Source organism: Actinosynnema sp. NPDC059335, assembly GCF_042752395.1.
Taxonomy (GTDB): Bacteria; Actinomycetota; Actinomycetes; order Mycobacteriales; family Pseudonocardiaceae; genus Actinosynnema.
Genome location: NZ_JBHYXZ010000004.1, coordinates 6,990 through 27,642, shown reverse-complemented (window position 1 = coordinate 27,642; position 20,653 = coordinate 6,990). Strand labels below are relative to the sequence as shown.

Sequence of the window (20,653 nt, the reverse complement as noted above, 5' to 3'; positions counted from 1 at the left end):
CGTGCGCCTGTTCCTGTCCGGCGTCCGCACGCAGTTCTGGCTGATCCGGAGGCAGCCCGACGAGCTGCTGACGCTGTGCACGATCCCGTTCACCGTGGTGATGATGCTGTCGATCGTGATGCACGCGGCGCGGCCCGACCTGGTCGCCCACGCGTTCCTCGCGCCGACCCTGATCGGGTTGTGGGGCTTCGCCACGGGCCTCGCGACGACCGTGCTCGTCGGCGAGCGCTGGACCGCGGCGCTCCAGCTCGGCATGGCCGCGCCCGGCTCGTTGCACCCCGTCTACCTGGGCCGGATCTCGGCGGTGATGGTGCTGGGCGTCGTCCCGCTCGGCGAGACGTGGTTGCTGGGCAAGCTCCTGTTCGGCGTGACGCCCGTGGTGCACCACCCGTGGGTGTTCTGGACGACCATGGCGGCGTCGGTGTTCGCGATGATCGGCACGAGCCTGCTGCTGGCGGCGTCCATGCTCCTGGCCCGGAACAGCAACAACTACCTGAACTTCATCGGCTTCCCGATCTACGTGCTGTCCGGCGTGATGGTGCCGGTGCAGTACCTGCCGGAGTTCCTCCGGCCGCTGTCGCACGCGATCTTCCTGTCGTGGTCGGCCGACCTGATGCGCGACGCGATGGCCGCCGCGCCGGTCACGGCCTTCGGCTGGCGGCTGCTGGCCGTCGTCGGGCTCGGGGTCGCCGCCCTGGTCGGCGGGCGGGTGCTGCTGGCGCTGACCCTGCGCCGGGCGCGCGAGCAGGGGGCGGTGACGTATGCGTGACCAGCTGCGGGTGCTCAAGCAGGGGCTGATCGCCTCGTGGACCATGTACACCGCGTTCCAGACGTGGAAGACGTGGACGTTCACGTGGCTGTCCCGGCTGCTGATCCAGGTGTGCTTCTACGCCCTGATCGGCCGGATGCTCGGGTCGCAGGAGCAGGTCGACTACCTGCTCATCGGCAACGTCGTGGCGATCATGGCCATCGACGCGACCGTGGTCATCCTGCTGACCGTCGGCGAGCGGCAGGCCGGCACGCTGGCGCTGCTGGTCGCCGCGCCGTCCACGCACCTCACCGTGTACCTCGGGCGGGGCCTGGTGAACCTCGGCTCGGGCGTCGCGGCGTCCACCACCGCGTTCCTGGTGCTGCCGCCGCTGTTCGGGGTGCGCCTGCCGTGGCCGGAGGCGGCCGCCGTGCCGCTGATGATCCTGGTGGTCGGCCTGTCCTGCTACGGCTACGGGACGTGCGTGGCGTCGTTCGTGCTCGGGTTCCCGTCCGCGCGGTGGCTGGCGCTGAACCTGAGCTACCTGGTGCTGATGACGTTCTGCGGGGTCAACGTGCCGACGTCGTTCTGGCCGGACTGGGTGCGCGCCGTCACGTCCGTGCTGCCGATGACGCACGGGCTGGCCGCGATCCGGGCGTTCGTCGGGGGCGGACCGGCGTCGACGGTGCTCGGGCAGCTCGCGCTGGAGGCGTGCGTGGGCGCGGTGTGGTTCGCCGTGGCGGCGGTGAGCTTCGAGCGCATGGTCCGCCGCGGGCGGCGTGACGGCACGATCGAGTTCGGCGGCTGAGCGGTGGGGGGGGGGCGCGGGCCCCCCCCCCCCCCCCCCCCCCCCCCGGGGGCCCCCGCCCCCCCGCGCGGGGGGGGGGGGCGCTCTGCTCCGCGCGTTGGGGCGGGGGGGGGGGGGGTGGGGCACTGTTGGTGGGGGGGGGTTGGGGGGGGGGCGGCCGCCGCCCCCCCACCGCCCTCGCCTCCCCTACGGCGTGCCGATCCAGGCCACGTCCGGGTCGGTGTCCACGGTGAGGGCCGTCGCCACCCCGGCCAGCACCTCGACGGGGGCGTGCCGGGGCTCCAGGTGGGACGGCACCGGCTTGTTGTGCTCGCCCGGCTTCACCCGCACCTGGACGTTCGGCGCGACCTGGACGGCGAGCAGGCCGTACCGGTCGGCGGCGTAGTGCGCGGCCTTGCCGTCCACGGTGGTGGGGGTGGAGCCGGCCGGGGCCTCGGCCGTGCGCAGCAGCTCCACGTCGTACGGGAGGTGGTCGAGGGTGACCCGGCCGGCGATCCGCCACTCGGCCGGGTTCGGTCCGCCCACCTCGACGTACGGGTACTCGTCCAACGAGAACGGGACGCGCATCGACGTGGTGTCCGGCGTGACGGACTCGGCGATCCGCCGCACCTCGGCCCGGACGTCCAGGCCGGTGACGTGCTCCAGGCTGACGCTGAGCACGTGGCCCGGGGCGGCGTTCCAGTACAGGCTGTCGCCGAACCAGGCGGCCGGCGCGCCGCCCACCGTCGTGCGGTCGGCGACCGGCGCGTTCTCGACCTTGGGGCCCACGTCGCCCGCGATGCCGGTGAAGATGCCGAAGCGGACCTGCGGCGAGCCGAGGGTCGTGGCGCCGGGCGCGTAGACGCGGGACGTGCCCCACCCGGCGATGACGCGTTCGCGCTCGGTGTAGCCGTCGAGCATCACGCCGGGCCGGTACCCGAAGGTCCGGGTGGGCACGTCGGCGGTCGCGGCGGGGGTGGGCGCGGACGTGGTGGCGAGCTGCCGGGCGGGCGGGGCCTGGTCGGAGGTGGGCCCGTTCACGGTGGTCACCACCAGCGCGGCGGCGGCGGCCGTCGTGCCGGCGGCGGCGAGCACCAGCAGCAGCGGCTTGCGCGCCGGGCGCGGCCGGCGCAGCGCGGCGAGCACCGTCCCGGGCGGCGGCGTGCGCTCGGCCCGGTGGTGCAGGGCGTCGGTGATCAGGGTTTCGGTGGTGTCGTTCACAGCGACTGCCTCACGCGTTCGTCGGCGCGCAGCACTGCCAGCGCGCGGGAGATGTGACTGCGGACCGTGACCTGGGCGCAGCCCAGGATCGCGGCGATCTCGGCGTCGTCGTAGCCCTCGTAGTAGCGCAGGACGACGGCCGCCTTCTGCTTGCGCGGGAGCCGGTCGATGCGCTGGAGCATCGCCTCCCGCTCGTCGTAGTGGCCGGCGGGGTCGGGCTGGGGCGGGTCCACGCCGGTCAGGGGCAGGTGCGCCTTCAGGCGGCGGCGCCAACCGAGGTACTCGTTGGTCACCATCCGCTTGAGGTACGCGACCGGCGCGTCGACCGAGCCGATGCGCGCCCACCTCTGCTGTGCCCGGATCAGGACCTCCTGGACCACGTCTTGGGCCAGGTGCGGATCCCCGGTCAGCACGGTGGCGTAGCGCAGCAGCGGGGTTGCCTGTGCCGCGGCGAACTCCTCGAAGCCGGTGCTCATACCCCTCCAATGCGGCCCGCCGCGATTCTGTTGAGAATGGGTCCCGTGGGTGGCAGCAGCGACGTGCCGGCGTTGCGCCGGGGGCTCGCCGTGCTGCGCCTGCTGGCGAGCAGACCCGGCCCGCTGTCGGCCGCGGCGGTCGCGCGGGAGCTGGCGCTGCCCCGGTCCACGACCTACCACCTGCTCGCCGAGCTGACCGCGGCCGGGTTCGCCACGCACTTCCCCGAGGAGCGGCGCTACGGGCTGGGCGTGGCGGCGTTCGAGCTGGGGTCGGCCTACCTGCGCCACGACCCGTTGGAGCGGCTGGCGCGGCCGGTGCTGCGGCGGCTGGTGGACGCGGTCGGGCGGACCGCGCACCTGGGCGTGCTGCACGGGGCGGAGGCGCTGTACCTGGTGCGCGAGCAGCCCCGGCACCCGGCCACGATCGTGTCGGAGGTCGGCGTGCGGCTGCCCGCGCACCTGACCGCGTCGGGCCGGGCCATGCTCGCCCGGCTGCCCGCGGCGCAGGTCAGGGCGCTGTTCCCGGGTCCGTTCGTGGACCGGACCGGGCGGGGGCCGCGCAACCTGCCCGCGCTGCGCCGGCTGCTGGCCGTCGAACGGCGGCGCGGGTGGGCGGTGGAGGACGGGTACGTGACGGCCGGGTTCGCGTCGGTCGCGGCCCCCGTCTTCGACCGCGGCGAACGCCCGATCGCCGCGATCACGGTGACGTTCCGGCACGTGTGCGAGGCGGAGTGCGGCGAGACGTGGCCGGAGCTGGCGGCGGAGGCGCGGCGCGCGGCGGACGAGCTGACCACCCGCATCGGCGGCCGGTCCTGAGGGGCGGGCGCCACGTCGGTCATCCGGGTTGCGTCCGCCCGGTTTCCTCGAGGACATCGCGAACACCTCGGCTCATGGCCCGCACCATGACTGCCGCGCGAGGGGAACCCATGTCCTTCGCCAACCGCCCCGTCAACTCGGGATCGTCCAGGATGCGGAGCAGTTCTGCGGTACCACCGTCTCCGAGCAAAGGCGGTATGTGCGACCCCAACAGCCGTGCTCCCGCTACCGAGGGGTCGTAGTCGGATTTCTCGAGCACGGCGTAATCCTCACCGTAGAGCCGGTCTCAGGAGGCGACCTCGGCCGCGATGTCGATGTCCCGGGTGCGACGGTCGGGAGATCCGCCGAGCAGGTCGAGGGAGATGAGCGAGCGGGCGGTCGCACCCACGACCAGGTAGTGGACCCGCGCTTCGTGCGCCGCTTCGTCGATTCGGGCCAACACCTTGGCGGCCCTGAGGACCTCATAGTCGGTCGAGGCCCGCAAGTCGATCGTCACTGCTTCTCATCCTGTCCGCGTGCTCGCGTTGGCGGGGGTCGCCGGATGCGAGCAGATCAGCGTAGATCAGCGTGGAAGGCACGATCCACGACTGCCGGTCCGCCGTCCAGAAGCGTCGTCGTACGTGCACGTTGCCTCCTCGTTCGGCGCGCGCCAGCCGGTGCCTGCCGATGAGCGAGCGCGGCGGTTCGGCGGCGTAGAGGGTGAGGGTCGCCGGGACGAGGTGCGGGTCGAGGACGCTCGCGCCGGCTTCTCCTCCCACCTGGACGTCCGCCCGCGTCAACTCCTCCTCCGCATCGCGCCACCACGAGAGGTCCGCGGCCTCGAAGTCGCCGAGGATCAGCGCCGGCGAGAGCCTTGTCGAATAGGCCTCCGACCACCGGTTGAGCAACTCCCCCGCTCTCGCCAGCCTGCGTTCGCCCGCCACTTCGTACAGGTAGCCGGCCTTGGCGAGGTCGTCGACGACTGCTTGCGCAGTGCCGAGCGAGACGCCACTGGCGCGCGCGAGCCCGCGCAGCGGCTTCCCCGCCGCCGTGGGCCAGGTGAGCAGGACGAACCCGACCTTCAGGCCCGCGCGGCCGAACGCCTTGCTCCCGGGTGGTGGGGAACCACCGGTCCGCGCGCTCGTCTTGCGACGCCCTCGGACGTCGATGAGCACGTCATCCCACTTGATGTGGGCGTTGCCCGCCTCGTCGACGTAGTCGATGCCCCGCGCGCGCAGCAGGTCCGCGGCTTGCCCGGTGATCGAGCGGGCGACGACCAGGGTGGGCAGCGACGCGTGCGGGTGCAGCGCCGTCGCGAGTTCGGCCGGCACCGCCCGCTTGACCAGGACGGCGTACGTCCGAGCCGCGCCCGAGGGCCGGCTGAGGTGGACCACCAGGTCAACCCACTCGTCGGCGGCCCGTTCGCCCCTGTCGACCCCGAGACCGAGCGGACGCAGCCACTCGCGCAGCTCGACCAGGCGTGCGTTCAAAACCTCTTCATGTTCACTTTCGCTGAACATCGGCCAATACTGAACGCATCGCGGGCTCGTCGCAACCCGCCGCGCGCCGCCCCGCCACCCACCACACGCCGCGGCCCGGCCACCCACCGGGGCGACCGGGCCGTTGGCGAGCCGGGAACTACAGCGAGACGCCCTTCAGGAAGTCCGCCGCCACGTTGGCGATCGTCTCCTTGTCCACGTCCACCCGCTTGACCAGCTCGGCCAGCTTCTCCGTGGTCAGCGCCGCGGACACCTTGTCCAGCGCCTCCTTGCCCTTGGCGTCGACCGCGTCCGACCGCACCAGCGGCACCACGTTCTGGGCCGGGTACATCGTCTTCGGGTCCTCGAGCTGGACGAAGTCGTTCACCTCGAGGTCGGCCGACGTGGTGTAGAGGTTGATCACCTGCACGGTGCCGTTCTTCAGCGCGTCCACCGTGATCGGGCCGCCCGCGTCGGTCGTCTTGATCTCGGTGAACGTGACCCCGTACAGCTCCTTGATCTTGGCCTCCCAGCGCTGGGCCCACTCGCCCGCCGCGCCGAGCGCGTACTTGCCGGACCCGAGGTCGGCGATCGACTTCACGCCGGAGTCCGCCGTCGCCTTGGTGACCACCAGGACGTCCTTGTCCTCGGCGTCCGACTTCCGGAGCACCTCCAAACCCTGCGGCGTCTTGGCCTTGAGCGCCGCGTAGACCTCCTCCGACTCGGTCGTGGTGTTGGTCTTGTCGAAGTAGTTGAGCAGGTTGCCCGTGTACTCCGGCACCACGCCGAGCGACTTGTCCTGCAACGCCTTCACGACCAGCTCCCGGGCCCCGATGCCGGGCTTCACCGACACCGTCGCCCCGGTCGCCTTCAACGCGCCGGCGTAGATCTCGGCCAGGATCTTGTTCTCGGTGAAGTCGGCCGAACCGACCACGACCTCACCCGACGCGGCGTCCTGGCCGGTCCCGCCCAGGTCCTCTTTGGACCCGCACGCGGAAACGAGCAGGGCGGCGACCGCGACGACCGCGGCCAACGAGCGCTTCATGCCGTACTTCCTCCAGATTCGACGGGCGCCGGCTCTCCCGGACGCCTCGGCTGTGTCCTGCGCGACCGCGCCTTCCCGCCGCGCGCGCCGCGTTCCCGGGCCGACAGCCGCACACCCGCGGGCACGACCAGCCGGCCGACGCCCGCGAGCACCACGTCGAGCACGACCGCCAGCAGCGCGATCAGCACCGCGCCGCCGACGAACTGCCCGTAGTCCAACACCCGCAGGCCGTCCAGCAGCGGACGTCCCAGCGTCTCGATGCCCACGTAGGCCGCCACCGAGGCGGTCGCGACCACCTGCAGCATGGCGTTGCGCAGGCCGCCGACGAGCAGCGGCAGCGCGTTGGGCACCTCCACCTGCCACAGCCGCTGCGCGCCGGTCATGCCCATGCCCCGCGCCGCGTCCACCACGCCGCGGTCCACGTCCTGGACGCCCGCGTAGGTGCCGGCCAGGATCGGCGGCACGGCCAGCACGACCAGGGCGATCAGCACCCCGACCGCGCCGCCGCCCGTGATCAGGTACAGGAACGTGACCAGGCCGAGCGTGGGCAGCGCGCGCAACGCGTTGCTGCCGCCGACGAGCAGCACCCCGCCGCGACCGGTGTGCCCGACGTACAGGCCCAGCGGCACCGCGATCAGCGCCGCCCCGAGCACCGCGCCCAGGCAGTACAGCAGGTGCACGCCGACCCGCACCGGGATCGACTTGCCGCCGGACCAGTTGACCGGGTCCAGCAGCCACGCGAGAGCGTCGGCGAAAATCACGGCGTGCCCGCCTTCACCCAGCGGGTCAACCGGTTGCGCAGCACCACGAGCAGCAGGTCCACGACGAGCGCCAGCGCCAGGGTGAGCACGATGCCGACGATGATCGGCGCCAGGTAGCGCTGCTGGAACCCGTCGGTGAACAACGTGCCCAGGCCGCCCGTGCCGATCAACGCGCCCACGCTCACCAGGCTGATGTTGCTCACCGACCCGACCCGCACCCCCGCCGCGAGCACCGGCACCGCCAGCGGCAGCTCCACGGTCAGGAACCGGCGCAGCGGCCGGAAGCCCATCGCGGTGGCGGCGGCGGTGATGTGCGCGGGCACCGCGTCCAGCGCCTCGGCGACCGGCCGGACCAGCAGCGCGGTCGTGTAGAGCGTCAGCGCGGTGATGATGTTGACCGGGTCGAGCACCTGCGTGCCGATGACGGCCGGGATGATCGCGAACAACGCCAGCGACGGGATCGTGTAGAGCACGTTCGACATCGCGATCAGCGTCGCGTTGACCGCCCGGAACCGGTGGCACAGCAGCCCGAGCACGATCGCCAGCACCACGGACACGACCAGCGGCACCAGCGACAGGTAGACGTGGTCGAGCAGCCGGTCCAGCAGCGCCGCCCGGGTGCCGGCGTCGCCGAGGTAGTGCGGGAGGTCACCCACGGCGGCTCTCGATCACGTCGAGGACCTGCCGCGCGGTGACCACGCCGGCCAGCCGGCCGCCATCGTCCACCGCCACGCCCAGCCCGGACGGCGAGGACAGCGCGGCGTCCAGCGCGCCCCGGATCGGGGCGCCCACCTCGTACAGCGAACCGCCCGGCACGGCCGTCCCGTCCGGCGCGACCCAGCCCTTGGGCCGGCGCTCGTCGTCCAGCACGAGCCGCCAGTCCGGTGCGGACGTCGCGCCCGCGCCCTCCGCGACGGTCGGCACGTCCACCACCTCCACCCCGGACGGGTCCACAAAGGACAGGCTGCGGTAGCCCCGGTCCTTGCCCACGAAGGACGCCACGAAGTCGTCCGCGGGCCGGGTCAGCAGCTCGGCGGGCGGCGCGTACTGCGCCAGGTGGCCACCGGTCCGCATCACCGCCACCTTCTCACCGATCTTGATCGCCTCGTCGATGTCGTGCGTGACGAACACGATGGTCTTGTCCAGTTCGGCCTGCAACCGCAGCAGCTCGTCCTGCAACCCCTCGCGCACCACCGGGTCCACCGCGCTGAACGGCTCGTCCATCAGCAGCACCGGCGGGTCCGCGGCCAGCGCCCGCGCCACGCCGACGCGCTGCTGCTGACCGCCGGAGAGCTGCGCCGGGTACCGGCGGCCCAGTTCGGCGGGCAGGCCGACCAGCTCCAGCAGCTCCGCCGCGCGCTGCCTGGCCCTGCGGCGCGTCCAGCCGGTGAGCAGCGGCACGGTGGCGACGTTGTCCAGCACGCTGCGGTGCGGGAACAGGCCGGCCTGCTGGATGACGTAGCCGATGCCGCGCCGCAGCGTGGGCGGGTCCACCCCGAGCACGTCCCGACCGTCCACCAGGACGGTCCCCGACGTGGGGTCGATCATGCGGTTCACCATGCGCAGCGACGTGGTCTTGCCGCACCCGGACGGTCCGACGAAGACCGTGATCGTGCCCGCCTCGACCACGAGGTCCAGGCCGTGCACCGCGGTGGTCCCGTCGTCGAACCGCTTGGTCACGTCGCGGAACTCGATCACCCGTGGTCCTCCTGCCGTTGGGCATCAAGCGTCGATCGACCCTAGCCCGTCGGTCCGACCGCGGCACGGCGTTTCAGCATCCGGTCAGTACGCTGCACCGCTTGTGGCAACCGAAACGGTGCGAGCACTCCTCGCCGACCGCGGCGCGCACGCCCGCAAGCTGCGCCGCGTGCTCGACCTGCTGGCCCGCGACTGGCACACGCTGGCCGAGTTGGTTCGGCTTCCCGCGGTGCCGCGGCGCACCGTGCAGGAGCTGCTGACGGCGGTCGGCGACGACCTGGAGACCGACCGCGACCGGTACCGGCTCGCGCCCGCCAAGGCCGCCGACTACGCGCCGTTCGGCGCGGGCGACGACCTGGTCGACCCGGTGGACGCGCTGGTCCCGCGGCACACCGCGCGGTTGCGTACGATCCTCGCCGACATCGCCGACGTGCCGCCGCCGCTGGCCGCGCTGGACCACGTGCAGGCCACGGCGGAGACGGCGTTGAAGCGCGCGTTGTGGTTGGACACCACCTACGACCTGGCCGGCCGCAGGCTGCTGTGCCTGGGCGACCACGACCTGACCTCGCTCGCGGTGTGCGCGGTGAACCCCGAGGTCGAGGTCGTGGTGGTCGACGTGGACGACCGGCTGCTGGAGCACATCGCGACGCGGGCGGCGGACCGGGGGTGGCCGGTCCGCACCGTCCACGCGGACTTCCGGTTCGGCCTGCCGCCCGCCGTGCTGGAGTCGGCGGACCTGGTGTTCAGCGACCCCCCGTACACGCCGGAGGGCATGGCGTTGTTCGCGGCTCGCGCGATCGAGTGCCTGGCCGACACCGCGCGGGGTCGCGTGCTGCTCGCCTACGGGTTCAGCGACCGGACGCCCGCGCTGGGGTTGAAGGTGCAGCAGGAGTTGCAGCGGCTCGGGCTCGTGTTCGAGGCGATCCTGCCCGCGTTCCACCGGTTCGACGGCGCGCAGGCCATCGGCAGCGCGGCCGACCTGTACGTGTGCCGGCCCACGTCCCGCCGCTCGGCCACGCCCGCCGGCGCCGCCCGGACGGCCATCTACACGCACGGACCGCAGTCCGTGGAGGCGTCCGGTCCGGGTTCGACGGCGTTGGCGGCCCTGGTCGACCTCGCGCCGCGACCGGAGTCCTCGCCGCCGCCGAAGCCCCGCGGGCCGGGGTGGGCCGACCCGGTCGGCAAGGGCGCGGCGTCGCTGGCGGTGGACCTGTCCGGCGACCCCGGGCCGTGGCTGCTGCGGACGCTGCTGGCCTGCTCGCCCGGCCGGATGGCGGCGCTCGTGCCCAACAACCACCCGGACGTGGCGTCGGCGGCGGGCCAGCAAGGGCTGAGGTCGTTGGTGGACACCAGGTTCGCGCTGCGGTTCCTGCGGTCCACACCGGACGGCAAGCACTGCGTGGTGGTGGCCGACCAGGTGTTGGCGGGCACGCTGGACGCCGGCGGGCTGGCCGTGCGGGAGGTGCTGATTCGGGCGCACGGCAAGCTGGGCAACGTGTGGCGTGAGGCGTTGGTCACGGCGACGCGCGGCGCGTTGACCAAGCGGGAGGCGCGGGAGCGGATCGGCGAGCACGAGGACCTGGAGCTGAGGCTGATCGACCTGCCCCGGCACCGGATCGCCGCGCTGCTGCCGCTGATCCGGGCGTCGGCGTCGGCGTAGCGCCGGGTCGCCCCGCGAATTCCGCGAAGCACGCCTCCCGACCGGCCGCCGACCGGTAGCTTTCGGCTGACCCAGGAGGCGCGCATGACTCAACCCCGACCCGGTTGGCAGCCGGGCCCGCAGCAGTACCCCGGCCCGCCGCCGCACCCGGGTCAGCCTCCCCACGGCGGCCGGTTCCCCGGTCAGCCGCCCCACCCGGGTCAGCTCCCCTACGCAGGCCAACCCCAGCACCCCGGCGAGGTCCCGTACCCCGGCCAACCTCCGTACCCCGGCCAACCCCATCCGGGTCGGCCGTACCCCGGTGCGCCGTACCAGGCCGGTCCGCCGAAGCCGCCGGGCAAGGCGATGCCCGTGGTCGCCGGGCTGCTCTACCTGCCCGGCATCCTCCTCGCCCTGGTCGGCTCGATCGGCCTGGCGAGCCGCTCCGGGTTCGCGACGGGCCTGTGGGGCGCGATCGTCATGCCGCCGTTCCCCGGCAGTTACCGCAGCGTCGCGGTCGCGGCGGCGGTGTCGTTCGCGCTGCCGGGCCTGGCGCTGCTCCTCGCGGTGCTGCTGGTGTGCCGGGTGCCCGGCGTGCGCTGGGGCCTGGCCGCGATCTCGCTGGTGGCCGCGGTCCACTTCGGGCTGGTGCTCGGCAACCTGGCGACGGGGGTGCTGCCGCCGACGTTCGGGATCGTCCCGGCGATCGCGCTCGTGCTGTGGCTGGTGCCGGGTCTGGTCGCCGTGCTGCCCCCGGTCGGCCGGGCGGTGCGCGGCGCGAAGCCCAGCCCACCCCCTCGAGCACCCGGCCCGCACCCGACGCCTCCGCACCCGACCTCCGGTCCGTACCCGACGCCCGGCCAGGGCCAGTGGGGCTGACCGGGCGGTTCACCCACCGCAGCGGGTGATGGTCTGCACCACGTCGCGCGCCCGGCCGAACAACGCCTTCAGCACCCGCAGGACGCGCACCACGACCGGCGCCAGCTCGGCCAACCGCCGCGTGACCCGGTCCAGCACGACCGCGCCGCGCCCCACCGCCCACGCCGCGAAGTCCGACCGCGAGCCGCCGCCCGTGAGGTCCGACGCGGCGAGCGCCACGGCCGCGTTGGCCAGGACCTCCTCGACGAACAGCGCGACCACTTCCAGCAGCACGGCGCGGATCGCGGCGGTGATCGCGGCCACCTCGGCGAGGTGCGCCGCCACCGCGCGGCACACCCGGCCCGTCGCCGCGATCTCCGCGGTGAGCCGCCCGCCCGGCCGCCGCCGCGCGATGCCGTCGAGCGTGGTGGCGACCTGCCGCCAGGTGGCGACGGCCTCCGCGAACCGGTCGCCCTGACCCGCGAGCCAGGCCACCGGCTCGCGCAAGGGCGCGACGTGCTCGACCAGCCACCCGAGCCCGGCCACCTCCAGCGGCCGCAACGGGTCGGCGTCCGGCCTCGGCACCACGCGCACCGACTCCAGCACCGGAGAACCTGTCACCAACGCGCCGTCCCCGGCTCGTCGTCCGGCTCCCGCAGGCTGCGCGGCAAGGGCAACCCGGCCACGTCCGCCGCCGCGTCCGCCACAGCGGGCACGCCAGCCGCGTCCGCCACAGCGGGCACCCCCGCTGCCGCATCCGCCATATCCGGCACATCCGCTGCCACGCCCACTGCCGGAACGCTCGCTGCCGCGCCCGCCACGTCCGCCGCCGGCCCGCCCGCCGCGTCGGCCACATCCGCTGCCACACCGGCCGGGCCGGGCGGGACGGGGCCGGTCAGGAAGTCCATCGCGGCCGTGCCGCCGAACCGCGGTCCGACGGCCTCCGCCGCCTGCCGCGCGGCCCGCGCCTGCGCCCGCCGCACCGTGTCCAGCACCACCTCGCCCAGCCGCGCCGGCGCGAACCGCGCCGCGTCCGACGAGAACTCGATGTGCCGCAACGACCCGTTCGGCGCGACGGTCGCGGTCACCGCGCCGTCCGGCGACCGCTGCGTGGCCTGCGCGTCGCGCAGCCGGTCCCGCAGCTCGCGCGAGCGCTCGGTCAGCTCCCGTGCCCTGGCTTCGAGGTCGGCGATCATCCGTTCCGGGTTCACCGGGCAGTCCCCCAGGTTGTGACGTCCATCGGGACGGCAGTATCGCCGATCACCCGGCGCGGGGGATGTGCAACGGACCAAGTGCCAGCACCGCGCGGAACTCCTTGGGCGGCACGGGGCGCGAGAACAGCCAGCCCTGGTAGGTGTCCACGCCGATGCCGCGCAGCACCTGGAACTGCGTCGCCGTCTCCACGCCCTCGGCCACGCACCGGCGGTCCATCGCGCGGGCCATGTCGACCACCGCCTTGGCGACGGCGAAGTCGGACGGGTCCTTGCCCAGCCCGGACACGAACCGGCGGTCCACCTTGATGATCTGCGCGGGCAGGTCCTTCAGCCGGGCCAGCGACGAGTAGCCGGTGCCGAAGTCGTCCACGGCGAACCGGATGCCGCGGTCCACCAGCTCGTCCATGGTTTGCCGCACCCGCGACGGCAGGTCGACCAGCGCCGTCTCCACCAGCTCCAGCACCACGCGGTCCCACGGGATGCCCGCCTCCGCGATCGCGTTGGCCACGATGTCGGCGAACTCCGGGTCGCCGGGCACCAGGCCGGCCAGGTTCACCGCCACCGACACCGGCCTGCCGCCCGGCTCGGGCCAGCTCGCGGCCTCCTTCAACGCGGTCCGCAGCACCCACCGGTCCAGCTCGCGCATCAGGTCGCCCTGCTCGGCCACGGGCAGGAAGATGTCCGGCGGCAGCAGCCCGCGGTCCGGGTGCGGCCACCGCACCAGCGCCTCCGCGGTCTGCACCACGCCGTCCACCCCGACCACCGGCTGGAAGTGCAGCGCCAACCCGTCGTGCTGCAACGCCTCCCGGAGCTGGCCCTCCAGGTGCACCTGGCGGTCGGCCGACGCGATCAGCGCCGCGCTGGCGAGCGACACCCGGCCCGCGCCCGAGCGCTTGGCCTCGAACATCGCCGCGTCGGCGAAGCGCAGCAGGTCGTTGCCGGTCGCGCGGGACCCGTTCGGCACGGCCGCGCCGATCGACGCGGACACCCGGACGAGCTGCCCGTGCACCGGCACCGCCGTGCGCAGCAGCCCGGCGACCTTCGTGGCCAGCGCGTCCACGCCGCCGACCCGGTCCAGGTTCTCGCAGATGATCACGTACTCGTCGCCGGACAGCCGGGCCGCCGTGCAGCCCTCGGGCAGGCCGCCCTCCAGCCGCCGCGCCAGCGCCACCAGCAGCTCGTCGCCCGCGTCGTGGCCGAGCGAGTCGTTGACCCGCTTGAAGTTGTCGATGTCGCAGAACAGCACCGCGACCTTGGACCGGTTCGGCGAGTCCAGCAACCGGCCCAGCATCTCCTTGACCAGCGCCCGGTTCGGCAGGCCGGTCAGCTCGTCGTGCGTGGCCTGGTGGCGCAGCGCCTCGGCCGTGCGGCGGCGCTCGGTGATGTCCTGGAACACGATCAGCCAGAACCGGCGGCCGTCGTCCTGCACGGACAACGCGATGTGCAGCTCGCAGTACACCTGCACGCCGTCGCGGCGGACCAGGATGCGCTGCGGGATCTTGTGGGTGCGCTCGGCGTCCGGCGCGGACATCTCGTCGATGGACGGCAGCCGGCTGTCGTCGTCGGGGTGCGTGAGCCGGCTCGCGGTCATGCCGCGCAACTGCTCCAGGTCCATGCCCAGCAGGTCGCACAGCGCGTCGTTGGCGTCCACCAGCCGCTCGCCCTCGTCGAACAGGCCGATGCCGACCGGCGTCAGCGACACCAGGTCGGCGAAGCGCTGGCTGGACCGCTTCATCCTGGTCTCGGTGGCGCGCTGCTCGGTGATGTCCTGCGCGGTGCCCACCGCGAGCGGCAGGCCGTTCGGGCCCTTGACCACCACGCCGTAGCAGCGGAACACGCGCTGCTTGCCGTCGCGGCGCACGATCCGGTGCTCCAGCTGGATCGGCACCTCCTCGGTGGCGAGCTGCTGCCACAGGTCGTCCACCCAGCCGCGGTCGTCGGGGTGCACCAGGTCGAGGTAGGTCTGGTAGCGGGTGTGCTCGTCGCGCGGCACGCCGAACAGGTCGGCCAGCATGTCCGACCACAGCACCTCGCCGGTCTGCAGGTTCCACTCCCAGACGCCGAGCTGCGCGGCCTTCTGCGCGTCGGCGAGCCGGCGGCGGTCGTCGCTGGCCTGGCGCTCCAGCGCGCGGGCCTCGGTGACGTCCTGGATGGTGCCGTGCAGCCGGCTGATCCGCCCGCCCTCCAGCTCGGCCCGCGCCCGGCACACGTAGACGCGGTCGCCGACCTCGCTGCGCACCTCGGCCTCCAGCGTCCGGCCCTCGGCCGCCGGGCCGCCGTCCTCCGGGCTCAGCAGCTTGCGGCGCAGGTCGCGCAGCACGCCGCGGTCCTCCGGGTGCACGCCGCACAGCAGGTCGTCGTCCGGGACGATGCCCAGCTCGGCGTACATCTCCAGGAGCACCTCGCTGCGGTGCGCCGCGCCGGTCGCGACCTCGTAGCTCCAACTGCCCATGCGGGCGATGCGCTGCGCCTCCAGCAGCCGCGCGCGTTCGGTCTCCAGGGCGCGGTCGGACCGCCACTGGTCGGTGATGTCGCGGATGTAGCCGGTGATGAACTGGGTGCGGCCGTCCGACCGCAGCTTCGCCTCGGCCACGCCGCGGATCCAGCGCAGCTCGCCGCCCGGCAGCACGATCCGGTAGACGATGTCGATGGGGTTGCCGTCCAGCGCGCGGTTGGCCCAGTAGCTCGCGACCATCTCGTAGTCGTCGGGGTGCACCACGTCCAGCACGGCCTGCGCGCCGGGCACCACCTCGCCGGGCTTCATGCCCAGCATCTCGTAGTGCGACTCGGACCAGACCGTGACGCCGGTGTCCGGGTCGTACTCCCACGAGCCGATCCGGGCCACCCGCTGCACGGCGCGCAGTCTTCGCTGCTCGTCGCGCAGGTCCTCGGCGGCCCGCGCGAGGTCGGAGACGTCGACCAGCAGCACCGCCTGCAGGCCGGTGCCGGGCACCGGGGTGCGCACCGCGCGGACCGGCACGAGCGCGCCGTCGGCCTGGTGCAGGCGCAGGTCGTCGGGGCCGCCGAGCAGCAGTTCGCCCAGGGGTCGGCCGACCAGGTCGTCCGCCGAGCGGGCCTTGGTCAGCGCCACCGCGGCGGCGCTGGCGCGCATGACCACGCCCTTGGGGTCGCACAGCAGCGTGGGCGCGTCGGGCAGTTCGATGCCGTCCAGCGCCACTTCGCCGTTCTGCGGACGCGCCGGATCGAGCACCACCGGAGCGCGTCCCACCCGCTTGGGCACGGTCCCACCTTCCCGTGTCTACGGCAGGGATGACCGGCCCGGCCGCACCCAAAGACGGCGTCCCTCTCCACGGGCAATATTCACCCGAGGAGAGGGACGGTAGCGCTTCGGAGCGTCATCGCCCACCCCTCAACGGGCTAACGAAACAACACGTTAGCGGTTTCGTTGCCTGCCGACGGGTACGGACGGATGAGGCCGGAGCTCTCCCAACTCCGACGCCAGTCAGGCTACTCCGTCCTGCCGGGCTGCCAAGGCCACGGCGGCGGCGACTTCCGGTCCGACCCGCGGGTCGAGGGCGCTCGGCACGATCCGGTCCACCGCCAGGTCGTCCGCGGCCACCGCGGCGATGGCCTCCGCGGCGGCGAGCTTCATGCCCTCGGTGATCTTCTTCGCGCCGGCGTCCAGCGCGCCGCGGAAGATGCCGGGGAACGCGAGCACGTTGTTGATCTGGTTCGGGAAGTCGCTGCGCCCGGTGGCGACCACGGCCGCGTGCCGGCCGGCCACGTCCGGGTGAACCTCCGGGTCGGGGTTCGACAAAGCGAACACGATCGAGTCGGGGGCCATGCTCGCGATCAGCTCCTCCGGGACCTGGGAGGAGGAGACGCCGACGAACACGTCCGCGCCCCGCAGCGCCTCCGCGATGCCGCCGCGCAGGCCGCTCGCGTTGGTGACCTCGGCCAGCTCGGCCTTGACCGGGTTGAGCCCGTCCCGGCCGGCGTGCACGATGCCGCGCGAGTCGACCACCGTGACCTCGCCGACGCCGGCGGCCAGCAGGATCTTCGCGCAGGCCACGCCCGCCGCGCCCGCGCCGGAGATGACCACGCGCTGGTCCGCCGCGACCTTGCCCAGCACGGCGTTCGCGCCGCGCAGCGCGGCCAGCACCACGACCGCCGTGCCGTGCTGGTCGTCGTGCATGACCGGCACGTCCAGGGCCTCGATGAGCCGGGCCTCCAGCTCGAAGCAGCGCGGCGCGGCGACGTCCTCCAGGTTGACCGCGCCGAACGACGGGCGCAGCCGGACCAGCGTCTCCACGATCTCGTCCACGTCCGTGGTGTCGAGCACGAGCGGGATCGAGTCGAGGCCGCCGAAGGTCTTGAACAGCGCCGCCTTGCCCTCCATGACCGGGAGGGACGCGCTCGCGCCGATGTCGCCCAGGCCGAGCACGGCCGTGCCGTCGCTCACCACGGCGACCAGGCGGTGCGCCCAGGTGTACCGGGCGGCCAGGCTCGGGTCCTGCGCGATGGCGCGGCTGACCCGGGCCACGCCCGGGGTGTAGGCGATGGAGAGGGCGCGCGGGTCGGCGAGCGACGCCGTCGCGCCCACGGCCAGCTTCCCGCCTTCGTGCGCGAGGAAGATTTCCTCGTCGCTCAATTCGGTGGTCGTGGGCGGCTGGTCGTTGACTGCGGTCACGGGAGTACCTCCTGCGGTGCGCGATACCTGCGGCGCACCGGGACCGGCGTTGTCACGCGGTCGACGGGGCCTGTCTGAGCGCCGTCCGCGCGGTGTGGCGGACGGCTCCTGGGGGCGGTGTGCGGGCAAGCATGGCAGTGTCGCCGGCCGCTGTCTGCGGCGGGGATCACAGTTTTTCCGCAGGTCAGAGGCAGTGCCACAGAACGTACGTCCGGTTTTCTGAACCGACCGGTCAGTTTCCGCAGGCAGGATCGGTCAAGAGCCGGCACGCCCTAGGGTGTGCGGCATGCGGGTACGCGAGTTGAAAATTTCCGGCGCATTCGAGTTCACCCCTTCGGTGTTCCCCGATGACCGCGGTTTGTTCGTCGCGCCATATCAGGAAGCGGCGTTCACCGAAGCGGTCGGACACCCGCTCCGGGTCGCCCAGACGAACCACAGCGAGTCCAAGCGCGGGGTCGTGCGCGGCATCCACTTCGCCGACACGCCGCCCGGGCAGGCCAAGTACGTGCACTGCCCGCGCGGGCGGCTGCTGGACGTGGTGGTCGACCTGCGCGTCGGCTCGCCCACGTTCGGGGAGTGGGAGGCGGTGGAGCTGTCGGCGGGGGTGTTCAACTCCCTGTACCTGCCCGAGGGGATGGGGCACGCGCTGATGGCGCTGGAGGACGGCACGGTCGCGTCGTACCTGTGCTCGGAGGGCTTCAACCCGAAGGCCGAGCACGGCGTCCACCCGCTGTCGATGGACCTCCCCTGGCCGACCGACGTGACGCCGCTGCTGTCGCCCAAGGACGCCGCCGCGCCGTCGTTCGAGCAGGCGCGGGAGCAGGGCCTGCTGCCGTCCTACGACGAGTGCGTGGCCTGGTACGCCAAGCTGCGCGCCTGAGACGGGCCACGGCGGCCACCGGGTGACCGCCGTTCAGCCCTTCGGCGCGGGACGGCGGCGCAACACCCTCGGCCGCGGCCAGAGCCGGAGCCGGACCACCCCGACCACCTCGGCGGCCCCGAGCGTGCGCGAGTCCGTGGAGGCGAACGGGTTGTCGCCCTCCACGTGCCAACCCCCGCCGTCGGGCCGCACGGCCCGCTTCACCGACAGCTGCCCCGGCCGGGCGGCCCACCTGACCAGCACGAGGTCGTCCGGCGCCGGCGGCTTCCCGTAGCGGACCAGCACCACGTCACCCGTCCTGAGGGTCGGGAACATCGAGGGTCCGACCACCCGAACCAGCGGCAACGGGTTGTCCTCCGACCGTGCCAACGATCACCTCCGACTGCTCGCGCCGATCTCCCGGAGTAGGGTTCGTCACGTCGGAGCATCCACTGTCAGGGAGGAAAGATGCGACTTCTGTCGCGCATCCGTTCACTCCGCCGCCCGCTCCCGGAGGCCACCGCGCACTGCGACCTCCCGTGCGGTGTTTACGACCCGGCCCAGGCCCGGATCGAGGCCGAGTCGGTCAAGGCGATTCAGGAGAAGTACCAGGCGAACGAGGACCCCGAGTTCCGCGCCCGCGCCATCCTGATCAAGGAGCAGCGGTCGGAACTCGTCAAGCACCACCTGTGGGTGCTGTGGACCGACTACTTCAAGCCGCCGCACTTCGAGAAGTACCCGGAGCTGCACGACCTGTTCAACCGGGCCACCAAGGCGGCGGGCGCATCCGGCGCGAAGGGCTCCATGGACCCGGCCAAGGGCCAGGAGCTGCTGGACCTGATCGCCCAGATCGACAAGATCTTCTGGGAGACCAAGGCCGCGGCCTGATCACCTGCTCCGCGACGGCGCCGGCCGGCGAACACCTCGCCCGGGGGGGGCGCGCCCCCCCACCCCGCCCCCGCGCGGGCCGGCCGCCGCCCCGTTCCGGGCCCGCACCCGGGTGAGGGGGGCGACCGCCCGGCGGCGTCCGTAAGCTGCGGCCGTGACCTCACACGTCTACCTGCTCCGCCACGGGCGGACCGAGTGGTCCGAGAGCGGACGGCACACCGGGTCGACCGACGTGCCGCTGACCGACGCAGGCGTGCAGCAGGCGCGCCGCGCAGGAGCTGTGCTGGCCCGGCTGCGGGCCACCGACGTGCCGCCCGCCCTGGTGCTGTCCAGCCCCCGGCAGCGGGCGTGGCGCACCGCCGAGCTGGCCGGACTGCACGACGTCGAGCGCACCGAGGACCTGGCGGAGTGGGACTACGGCGACTACGAAGGTCTCACCACGCCGCAGATCCGGGAGACGGTCCCCGGCTGGACCGTCTGGACCCACGCCGTGCCCGGCGGCGAGACGCCCGAGCAGGTGCGCGCCCGCGCGGCGACCGTGCTGGACCGGGCCCGGCGGGCGTTGTCCGGCGGTGACGTGGTGCTCGTCGGGCACGGGCACTTCAGCCGCGTGCTGATCGCCGCCTGGCTGGGCCTGCCGCCGAGCCAGGGTGTCCACTTCGGACTGGACCCGGCGGGCACGACGGTGCTCGGCGACGAGCGCGGCGACCCTCAGGTGCGCCGGTTGAACGTCCCGGCCTGGGAGGTGGACGTTGACTGACCCCCGCGTCCGGCGCGTCCGCGAGGAGGACGTGCCCGCCGTCGTCGGCCTGGTCGAGGAGCTGGCCGAGTACGAGCGCGCCCGGCACGAGTGCCACCTGACCGCGGCCCAGCTGCACGACGCGCTGTTCCGCCCCTCCCCCGCCCTGTTCGGCCACGTGGCCGAAGTGGACGGTCGGGTCGTCGGCGCGGCCCTGTGGTTCCTCAACTTCTCCACCTGGCGCGGCACGCACGGCATCTACCTCGAAGACCTCTACGTCCAGCCGGCGCACCGCGGCAGCGGCCTGGGCCGCGCGCTCCTGCAGGCCTTGGCGCAGGAGTGCGTGGACCGCGGTTACGCGCGGCTGGAGTGGTGGGTGCTCGACTGGAACGCGCCCGCGATCGGCTTCTACAGATCGCTCGGCGCGATCCCCATGGACGAGTGGACCGTCTTCCGCCTCACCGACGACGCCCTCACCCGACTGGGGCAGGACGGCTGACGGCGACCTGCCGGACCACCCCGACCCACCACACGAGCGTGAACGCGATCACGGTCGGGTTCTTCAGGAACAGCAGCACGGCGAGGTAGGTCTGCCGCGCCGACTCGGGCAGCAGGCCGCCCACGCCCTCCGCGCCGACGTCGAAGACCAGGAACGCCGCCGTCAGCAGCGCCAACTGCCACAGCAGGCTGCGCCAGTGCCGGGGGGGGGGCCCCCCCCCCCGGCCCCCCCCCCCCCCCCCCCCCCCCCCCCCCCCCCCCCCCCACACCACCCACCCCCCCCCCCCCCGCGCCCCCG

The 20,653-nt window shown here is 73.5% G+C and carries 23 protein-coding genes; 9 read left to right on the top strand and 14 right to left on the bottom strand.

What is annotated here, in order from left to right; all coding sequences use genetic code 11:
- Position 1: 1 nt before the first annotated feature.
- Positions 2-769: an ABC transporter permease gene (locus ACFXGA_RS01990; protein ID WP_378083442.1), complete on the top strand. Its 768-nt coding sequence runs from the start codon at positions 2-4 to the stop codon at positions 767-769.
- Positions 762-1,556, top strand: coding sequence for an ABC transporter permease (locus tag ACFXGA_RS01985; RefSeq protein ID WP_378083440.1), 795 nt, complete (start codon positions 762-764; stop codon positions 1,554-1,556). Before ACFXGA_RS01990 ends, ACFXGA_RS01985 begins: the two co-directional genes overlap by 8 nt.
- Before the next feature lie 186 nt (positions 1,557-1,742).
- On the opposite strand, the gene ACFXGA_RS01980 is transcribed toward ACFXGA_RS01985, so the two are convergent.
- Positions 1,743-2,756 (bottom strand): hypothetical protein, encoded by a 1,014-nt coding sequence (locus ACFXGA_RS01980; RefSeq protein WP_378083438.1) that lies wholly within the window; start codon positions 2,754-2,756, stop codon positions 1,743-1,745.
- The gene (locus ACFXGA_RS01975) at positions 2,753-3,232 is read right to left on the bottom strand and encodes a SigE family RNA polymerase sigma factor (protein WP_378083437.1); all 480 of its coding nucleotides are present in this window, start codon (positions 3,230-3,232) and stop codon (positions 2,753-2,755) included. The genes ACFXGA_RS01980 and ACFXGA_RS01975 overlap by 4 nt, the downstream gene beginning before the upstream one ends.
- Before the next feature lie 45 nt (positions 3,233-3,277).
- Here ACFXGA_RS01975 and ACFXGA_RS01970 point away from each other — a divergent pair, with 45 nt between their 5' ends.
- A complete protein-coding gene (locus ACFXGA_RS01970; RefSeq protein ID WP_378083435.1) occupies positions 3,278-4,048 on the top strand; it encodes an IclR family transcriptional regulator in 771 nt (256 codons plus the stop codon).
- Between the two features lie 286 nt (positions 4,049-4,334).
- On the opposite strand, the gene ACFXGA_RS01965 is transcribed toward ACFXGA_RS01970, so the two are convergent.
- From ACFXGA_RS01965 to ACFXGA_RS01940, 6 genes are all read right to left on the bottom strand, one after another.
- On the bottom strand, positions 4,335-4,544 hold the full coding sequence (locus ACFXGA_RS01965) for a hypothetical protein (RefSeq protein WP_378083433.1): 210 nt from the start codon (positions 4,542-4,544) through the stop codon (positions 4,335-4,337).
- Entirely contained in the window at positions 4,510-5,547 is a 1,038-nt protein-coding gene (locus tag ACFXGA_RS01960) for a type IV toxin-antitoxin system AbiEi family antitoxin (protein WP_378083431.1), read from the bottom strand. Before ACFXGA_RS01960 ends, ACFXGA_RS01965 begins: the two co-directional genes overlap by 35 nt.
- A 118-nt stretch (positions 5,548-5,665) precedes the next feature.
- Entirely contained in the window at positions 5,666-6,550 is an 885-nt protein-coding gene (locus tag ACFXGA_RS01955) for an ABC transporter substrate-binding protein (protein WP_378083430.1), read from the bottom strand.
- The gene (locus tag ACFXGA_RS01950; RefSeq protein ID WP_378083595.1) at positions 6,547-7,308 is read right to left on the bottom strand and encodes an ABC transporter permease; all 762 of its coding nucleotides are present in this window, start codon (positions 7,306-7,308) and stop codon (positions 6,547-6,549) included. Before ACFXGA_RS01950 ends, ACFXGA_RS01955 begins: the two co-directional genes overlap by 4 nt.
- Complete coding sequence (locus ACFXGA_RS01945) at positions 7,308-7,967, bottom strand: ABC transporter permease (RefSeq protein WP_378083428.1); 660 nt, start codon at positions 7,965-7,967, stop codon at positions 7,308-7,310. The genes ACFXGA_RS01950 and ACFXGA_RS01945 overlap by 1 nt, the downstream gene beginning before the upstream one ends.
- Complete coding sequence (locus ACFXGA_RS01940) at positions 7,960-9,009, bottom strand: ABC transporter ATP-binding protein (RefSeq protein WP_378083425.1); 1,050 nt, start codon at positions 9,007-9,009, stop codon at positions 7,960-7,962. Before ACFXGA_RS01940 ends, ACFXGA_RS01945 begins: the two co-directional genes overlap by 8 nt.
- Positions 9,010-9,112: 103 nt before the next feature.
- Here ACFXGA_RS01940 and ACFXGA_RS01935 point away from each other — a divergent pair, with 103 nt between their 5' ends.
- Together ACFXGA_RS01935 and ACFXGA_RS01930 are read left to right on the top strand one after the other, a co-directional pair.
- Positions 9,113-10,669 (top strand): bis-aminopropyl spermidine synthase family protein, encoded by a 1,557-nt coding sequence (locus tag ACFXGA_RS01935; RefSeq protein ID WP_378083422.1) that lies wholly within the window; start codon positions 9,113-9,115, stop codon positions 10,667-10,669.
- A gap of 84 nt (positions 10,670-10,753) precedes the next feature.
- A complete protein-coding gene (locus ACFXGA_RS01930; protein ID WP_378083421.1) occupies positions 10,754-11,527 on the top strand; it encodes a hypothetical protein in 774 nt (257 codons plus the stop codon).
- A gap of 9 nt (positions 11,528-11,536) precedes the next feature.
- Here ACFXGA_RS01930 and ACFXGA_RS01925 read toward each other — a convergent pair whose 3' ends face one another.
- The 4 genes from ACFXGA_RS01925 to ACFXGA_RS01910 form a co-directional block, all read right to left on the bottom strand.
- On the bottom strand, positions 11,537-12,127 hold the full coding sequence (locus ACFXGA_RS01925) for a hypothetical protein (protein ID WP_378083418.1): 591 nt from the start codon (positions 12,125-12,127) through the stop codon (positions 11,537-11,539).
- On the bottom strand, positions 12,124-12,717 hold the full coding sequence (locus ACFXGA_RS01920; RefSeq protein ID WP_378083417.1) for a YbaB/EbfC family nucleoid-associated protein: 594 nt from the start codon (positions 12,715-12,717) through the stop codon (positions 12,124-12,126). The genes ACFXGA_RS01925 and ACFXGA_RS01920 overlap by 4 nt, the downstream gene beginning before the upstream one ends.
- Positions 12,718-12,766: 49 nt before the next feature.
- Complete coding sequence (locus ACFXGA_RS01915) at positions 12,767-15,961, bottom strand: EAL domain-containing protein (RefSeq protein WP_378083415.1); 3,195 nt, start codon at positions 15,959-15,961, stop codon at positions 12,767-12,769.
- Positions 15,962-16,183: 222 nt separating this feature from the next.
- Positions 16,184-17,371, bottom strand: a complete 1,188-nt coding sequence (locus tag ACFXGA_RS01910; protein WP_378083413.1) for an NADP-dependent malic enzyme — start codon at positions 17,369-17,371, stop codon at positions 16,184-16,186.
- Between the two features lie 286 nt (positions 17,372-17,657).
- On the opposite strand from ACFXGA_RS01910, the gene ACFXGA_RS01905 reads away from it, so the two are divergent.
- Positions 17,658-18,251, top strand: coding sequence for a dTDP-4-dehydrorhamnose 3,5-epimerase family protein (locus ACFXGA_RS01905; RefSeq protein WP_378083411.1), 594 nt, complete (start codon positions 17,658-17,660; stop codon positions 18,249-18,251).
- A gap of 33 nt (positions 18,252-18,284) precedes the next feature.
- On the opposite strand, the gene ACFXGA_RS01900 is transcribed toward ACFXGA_RS01905, so the two are convergent.
- On the bottom strand, positions 18,285-18,620 hold the full coding sequence (locus ACFXGA_RS01900; RefSeq protein ID WP_378083410.1) for a S24/S26 family peptidase: 336 nt from the start codon (positions 18,618-18,620) through the stop codon (positions 18,285-18,287).
- Between the two features lie 78 nt (positions 18,621-18,698).
- Here ACFXGA_RS01900 and sodN point away from each other — a divergent pair, with 78 nt between their 5' ends.
- The 3 genes from sodN (at position 18,699) to ACFXGA_RS01885 (ending at position 20,356) form a co-directional block, all read left to right on the top strand.
- On the top strand, positions 18,699-19,118 hold the full coding sequence (gene sodN / locus ACFXGA_RS01895; RefSeq protein WP_378083408.1) for a superoxide dismutase, Ni: 420 nt from the start codon (positions 18,699-18,701) through the stop codon (positions 19,116-19,118).
- Between the two features lie 154 nt (positions 19,119-19,272).
- On the top strand, positions 19,273-19,878 hold the full coding sequence (locus ACFXGA_RS01890; RefSeq protein ID WP_378083406.1) for a histidine phosphatase family protein: 606 nt from the start codon (positions 19,273-19,275) through the stop codon (positions 19,876-19,878).
- Complete coding sequence (locus ACFXGA_RS01885) at positions 19,871-20,356, top strand: GNAT family N-acetyltransferase (protein ID WP_378083404.1); 486 nt, start codon at positions 19,871-19,873, stop codon at positions 20,354-20,356. The genes ACFXGA_RS01890 and ACFXGA_RS01885 overlap by 8 nt, the downstream gene beginning before the upstream one ends.
- Here ACFXGA_RS01885 and ACFXGA_RS01880 read toward each other — a convergent pair.
- Positions 20,331-20,531 carry a hypothetical protein gene (locus tag ACFXGA_RS01880; RefSeq protein WP_378083403.1) on the bottom strand — a complete coding sequence of 67 codons (201 nt, stop codon included), beginning with the start codon at positions 20,529-20,531 and terminating at the stop codon, positions 20,331-20,333. The genes ACFXGA_RS01885 and ACFXGA_RS01880 overlap by 26 nt on opposite strands.
- Positions 20,532-20,653 lie beyond the last annotated feature (122 nt).